Source organism: Lwoffella lincolnii (assembly GCF_002014765.1).
Lineage (GTDB): Bacteria > Pseudomonadota > Gammaproteobacteria > Pseudomonadales > Moraxellaceae > Psychrobacter > Psychrobacter lincolnii.
In genome coordinates, this window is record NZ_MUYT01000011.1 from 1 (window position 1) to 5,856 (window position 5,856).

General features: G+C 43.5%; 2 protein-coding genes. Both read right to left on the reverse strand.

Annotated features, from left to right (window positions below; all coding sequences use genetic code 11):
• A partial coding sequence (locus B0682_RS07705; RefSeq protein WP_078307972.1) for a PilC/PilY family type IV pilus protein occupies window positions 1-4,623 on the reverse strand: 4,623 nt, incomplete at its 3' end.
• 83 nt (window positions 4,624-4,706) lie between these two features.
• Window positions 4,707-5,552 carry a hypothetical protein gene (locus tag B0682_RS07710; RefSeq protein WP_078307973.1) on the reverse strand — a complete coding sequence of 282 codons (846 nt, stop codon included), beginning with the start codon at window positions 5,550-5,552 and terminating at the stop codon, window positions 4,707-4,709.
• Between the last annotated feature and the right edge of the window lie 304 nt (window positions 5,553-5,856).

Consider the following 5,856-nt stretch of genomic DNA (forward strand, 5'->3'; position numbering starts at 1 on the left):
ATACCATTGTCTGGGTTGTAGCATATAGCGTTGGCTTTCGATGCTCAACTCACCTGTACCATCGCCTGCAACACTGCTAGCAGAAGAACTGCCACTGGCGGCGATGTTGGTTTGATCCAAGCCAATGATCGGCGGATCATTAGGTGAAGAACTGCCACTTTGGTTGCCAAGTCCCACACTGGGTGGTCTGAGTTTTTTGTCATTATCAGTACCAAAATTAACTCGATTTTGTTTTTTGATTTGTTCGGTTATTGATGTGGTGTTAATCAGCACACGTGCATCGGTTCTGTCTGAACTGATGGGGCCAAAGTTAAGTTCTTGTAAGCCTTGCCCTGCACGGATAAAACCTGCTGTGCCATTTTTAGATTGGGTGTATCGCTTTTGTTGTGCAGACGTGCCAGCAGGATCCATACATATGCCATAAGGCAGGCAGTACATTTGTCGTTCTGTACCCCCTGCAATTTTGGCGGTACAAGCATTGGCGTTTGAGTAGCTCATGTCTGGGTTAAAAACGCTGATGTATAAGTGGTTTGCAAAGATGTCTGATTTACCCACGCCTTTGCCATAACGAACGTTACTCCAACCATCAAAACGTGTTAACGGATAATACCAGCCTTGTTTAGTGCCTTTTATCATGGGTTGCATCGCATTGATGCGTTGGGTATCAGTATAGCCAGTAGATGGCACAGTGCCCATGGCTGTCGATAAATCAACAAGTTTATCATTTGTTAGGTCTTTCACTGTTTTAGTAAAGTTAGTATCAAACAAGTTGATTTTGGTCACGTCAGTATCAATGATGCCATAGACACGATCGGCATATTGGTTATTATCACGCATCTTTGATAACGGTGAGCTTCTGTCGCCAGAGACGATGTTAATCAGTGCAAACAATTGATTGCTGGTTGGGTTGCGATGAATGCTCACCACGGGCATTTCATAAAAGCGATGTGTGTATTTGGCGTTAGCAGTATTTTCGTATTCATTTTTTAGTAATTTGGTGATGCTACTGCTGGTGATGTTTCCATCTTTAAAGTCCACACGGAACAGCTGTCCACCAAGGTCGCCAAAGTATAAGTGGTCAGTGATGCCATCAGCGTTGCGGTCGATGGCAGAAATGCCTGCCACAATGCTATGTTTTAGGTCTGAGTTTGTTATTTTTGTTCCATTGCCATTGCCATTTGTGTTTGATGCACGCCACAGTAGCTGTCCTGATTTGGCGTCAACGATATAGACGGCGTTGCCTTTGATGTCGGTCTTATTAGAACAATTTTTTAGATTACTATCAGTTATGCCATGTTGAAAACCTTCATATTCATAGCACATGTCATAGCCACCACCAAAGATAATCACGTCGGTGCCATTGGTGTCAGATTCACTTTTTTTGATACGTGCCAGTGTTGGTTGATTCCAGATATGACCGATACGCTCAAAACCTTGCGTCTTGCTATCTATCAAAGCACTGCTTTGACTGGTAAATGCCTTGTTGGGTTTGGTTTTATCGGTGATGTCCAATGCCAACAGCCCCTCGCCGCCCAGACGCATGCCACCATATGCCAAAACCTTGTCAGCTGGCTTGGCTTTTTTGGTAGTGTAGTCGTAATCATAGCTATTTTTAAGTACCCAATGACCATCTATGCCAAATTTAGGCACACCAGGAGCACGGCCGTTAGAGTAAGTTGAGTTGGGTACTAAAGCTTCAGGCTGTGTTTGCATCATGATTCTAGGAATGATGGCAACATCTTCTGTGCCACCGCCATTGGCTTGGTCTTTGGCATTGACCAAATGCAACGCCCCATCCATACTACCAAAAAACACATAATCTTGACGGTTTGTGTCCAACACACGCCCTTTATCATCAAGACTGGCCCCATAAGAGACGGCGACGGGCTTACTGTGGATAGAGGCACCCAAGACTTTATTGGCGTTCGAAGTTTTTTTCAATACCAAGTTTTTCATCTTGATATCAGGCATGTCATACATCTCACTTAGATTTTTGGTGTATTTTTCCTTGCCATTTTCTTTGTAGGCTGCTCTCTCAAAGCCCAAAAACTGCAATAGCATAAGTTTGTTCTTTTGGGTATAGGTGTTAGTATCTACCAAGTCATCAAGACCAGTTACTGTACCCCAAAACCCATCAACAGTAATTTTCTTAAAAGTGGTGGTTGTTTGACCTTTGGCGGTTAGGTCTTCAACATAAAGGGTGCGGATATTATCAGTTGGGTTAGGGTGATTGGGGGCTTTTAAGTTGCTGTATAGGCCACCAACCGTAACCGAGTCATGTTTTTCACCTGGTTTGGCAGAGCTGGTATTCGCCCATAAATCTGCAGTACCTCCATTAAGGTTGCCCGCCACATCAGTAAACACATTGGTGGATATGTTTGTGTTGTTTTTGCCTTGTAGCGTGCCGTTGTGCAGGTTGTATTTTTTGACGTTGCCTGGCCAGATGTTGCTGTTAGACCCACCACCCACACGAGGTTCTACCGTGGGCATAAAGGCATAAGGCATCTCACCGATGGCCTTAAAGGGGTCTTTAGGCACGGTGATGACCCCTGATGGTGATGAGGGCAAGGTGTTATCTAACGATGAAATAAAGTTAACGATACTGTCAGCGATGTCTTGTGAACTTTGGGTATAAAAGAAGCCCCCTTCGCCATAGCCTTCACCTCGTTGTCCCCATTTACAGGCATTTTTGGCATCTTGAGATGCACCTTGGGTATTACAGTCATATTTTTTGGTGGCAGCGTCGTAATCTAAGCCTGCAAAAGAAGTGCCGAAGCCTGCCACCGCCGTTTTAATCGACACGCCAGCAGGGTTTTTGGTGGGGTCATTCAGGCGTTTGGCATATTCACCGATGTATTCCCACGCACCCGTTTCTTCACCAAATAAAGATTGTGTGATTGGTGGTGATGTCAGCCCTGTTGGAGCGATGGTTGATGAAAAATTACCTTTATCACCCAATGACAGGTTCATGACATTGGCTGCGATGCTTTTTCTTGAAGAGTTTGGCACACCGTCGGTCAAGAAATAGATGCCGTTGGCAGAGCATTCGCCTTTTTTGGCAATTTTGGTGTAGTTACTGCCAGTTTTGGCAGCATTTGTTGAATAATCAAACCCACCCATGTTATAACCATCTTCATCAGCGACTTTTGTTGCCTGTCGTGGTGCTGGATAGGTATTCATATAATGGCATATGACGGTACCTCTGGTATAATTCTCTTGATGTAAGAAATTATAATCTTTGCCATCTACACGTACTCCTACATGACAGCTATTATTAGACCACCACCTACGAGAAGCTTGGTGTTTATAATATCTAGAACAAGTATTATTTTTTGGGTTAAAATCTTCCCCACTGGGGCAACCATAATTACCCAAAATGTCTTTGGTTTTTAAGGCAAAGGGGCTGGTTCGATAAAGCACCAACTGACCACCCACATTGTCTTGTCCATAAAATTGACCATTCACATTACCAGCGTGGTTAAATTGGTTAAGCCATACCAAGCCAGTAACCGTCTCTAAATCCAGCGGTTCATAAGGCACTTTACTCCAACCACCAATTAAGTCACTAAATTTCATATTCAAAAGACTGCTGACATTTTGCCCATCCCATTTATTAATACAAGCAATGATGTCTTCACCCGGTCTAGGATGTTCGACATAACCCACAGATTTATTACAAGTAAAGTAAATTTGTTTATTAATATTGTGGTTGTAGTGGGTGGAACTGCCGTCATAAATCAACTTGACCTTTTCGCCTTTAGGTAAATAGTTATAAACATGCCCTGTGTTGGTACCCAGCATGGCAGCGCCTGCTTCTGCATAAGCTTGTGCGGTTGGTGTTCCCCCTGCGGCTTTGTATTCTTCTGGTTGATTTTTACTGGACGCTTTTCTGTCAGGGTTAGCTGTGCCATCTTCATTGGTAAAGCCATCGACCGATTTAAACTGTATTAATGCTTCAATCAGTTTATTGCGATGCTCGGGGGTTAATGGTTTTGCTTCCACCAAAATTGTGCCTGAATGGCTATCTACCAAGCGGTTTTGGGTGTCCGTTACCTTAAAGGGGGTATAAGAAGAATAATGCCCCAATCCCATGATGATGCTATCTGAGACGCTCTTAGAACTTAATAGTTGTATCAATGCCTCTTTCATACGTGATAAGCGGTCATAGACTATTTTATTACCATTACTCTTATCATAACATCCACGTAAATAGTAAGTGTGTGTTTTGCCATTGATGACGGTAACTTGTTTTTTTGTCGGTGGGGCATCATATTTCCATTGTAATACCTTTTTGCCATCATGATTGCTATCTATCCCTCTCTGTGCAACTGCTTCATGTGTGCAAAGCGGTTTGTCCACATCACCAGGGCTGCCGTATTTATTGTCTTTTGGCAACACAAGAGAGCTGATGCCCATCGAACCTGACGTATCAATCATCATCATCAGGCTGGTTTCACCACCTTGAGCTTGTTGATAAATCTCTAAATCACCAATATTTTTAACATCAACGTCGGCTTGTAGAGAGTTGCTTGCCAATAACGCCCACATCGCCACAAACAGATGACTAAACATCACTTTTGGCATGGATATTGATGGTTTGGCGAGTTTGTTTTTAAGTTTCATTATGTAGTGTCCTTGTGCGTCTTTTGGCTAACTGTCTATTGCCGATTGATTATCCTGCACAACAGTGGGGGTTATTTTATATCCTAAGGAACGGCGACTGTGCCACATCCAGCAGCAATTATCCCATTGCCTTTACCCAACTGGGTACAAGGGGTAACATTATTGACAAGTTCTACGGCAACTCGCTCCATCAGTTGTTTATTTGGCACACTGCGTGATGCCAAACAACGGCTTAACGCATCTGCCGTATTATTATTGATATAGCAAGTTGTTGTGTTGCCATAGGCTGGAACTGCCGATACCGATTGAATGTCAAATAGATGCTTACCTCTGGTATCCACACCGCCATCACCTGAGGTAGATAAGTTGGTTTTTTCTCTGACACTCTCAAATGGACCTTGTGAGCCTGTTGGTGTTCTGGTAACGTGCACTTGAGTAGCTACAGTCTGTCTTGCACTAAGATAGCTATCGGCTTGTTCAGGCTTACATCTACCAAAGTTATATTTAGACAGCACCCCACCATTGCGCAAAATGGTGGTTACTTGAGTGTTTAATTGAAATTGTCTTGGGTTATAACAATAAATCATCTGGTCATTATCGGCATTGGGGGAATTGTTGATAAAATGCCCAAAGATGCCATTATCACGGTTAACCATACCGACATATATGGGATCGGTTACAGGGCGATTGACGGCATCTTCTAGCTTGGCATTCGCTCCATCAGCCCCTTGTAGTAGCAAGGTATCTATCTGACTGCTACTGACCAGCCTAAGATCAGTCTGACTGCGCCTAACCGCCACCGCTCCGATACTGATGATTAATATCAACACCAGCAACACGACAATCAACGCCACCCCCTGTTGCTGACGATGACCACTAAAGCCAAGACTGCTTTGGTGATATGACGGATTGGCAAAATCTGATTTCATAAACTAGTCCAATTCATTGACTCTTTTCGTTCTAAAAAATTACCTAAATCTACCCAACCACAAATTTGGTATCTTCTTTCTGCTTCATTGTTTGTTGCCTTTGCCGTTTAGCATGGGTCTTACTTGATTTCCTCCCCTCCCTAAAGTGAGGAGATTCCTTCCACAAGATAGTCAAGACTGACTGTAAACCTTAGACCGTGGCATTCGCCCGTATACGACACACCGCACTACCGTTAGGATCGTCGAAAGACACGAACTAATTTAAGTGTGTGTTTGGAAACGTTTTACCAGTTAAGTTACTGCG

Bases quoted from the DNA above. Each gene is read 5' to 3' on its own strand.
- B0682_RS07710 (WP_078307973.1), bottom strand. From the start codon at position 5,552: ATGAAATCAGATTTTGCCAATCCGTCATATCACCAAAGCAGTCTTGGC.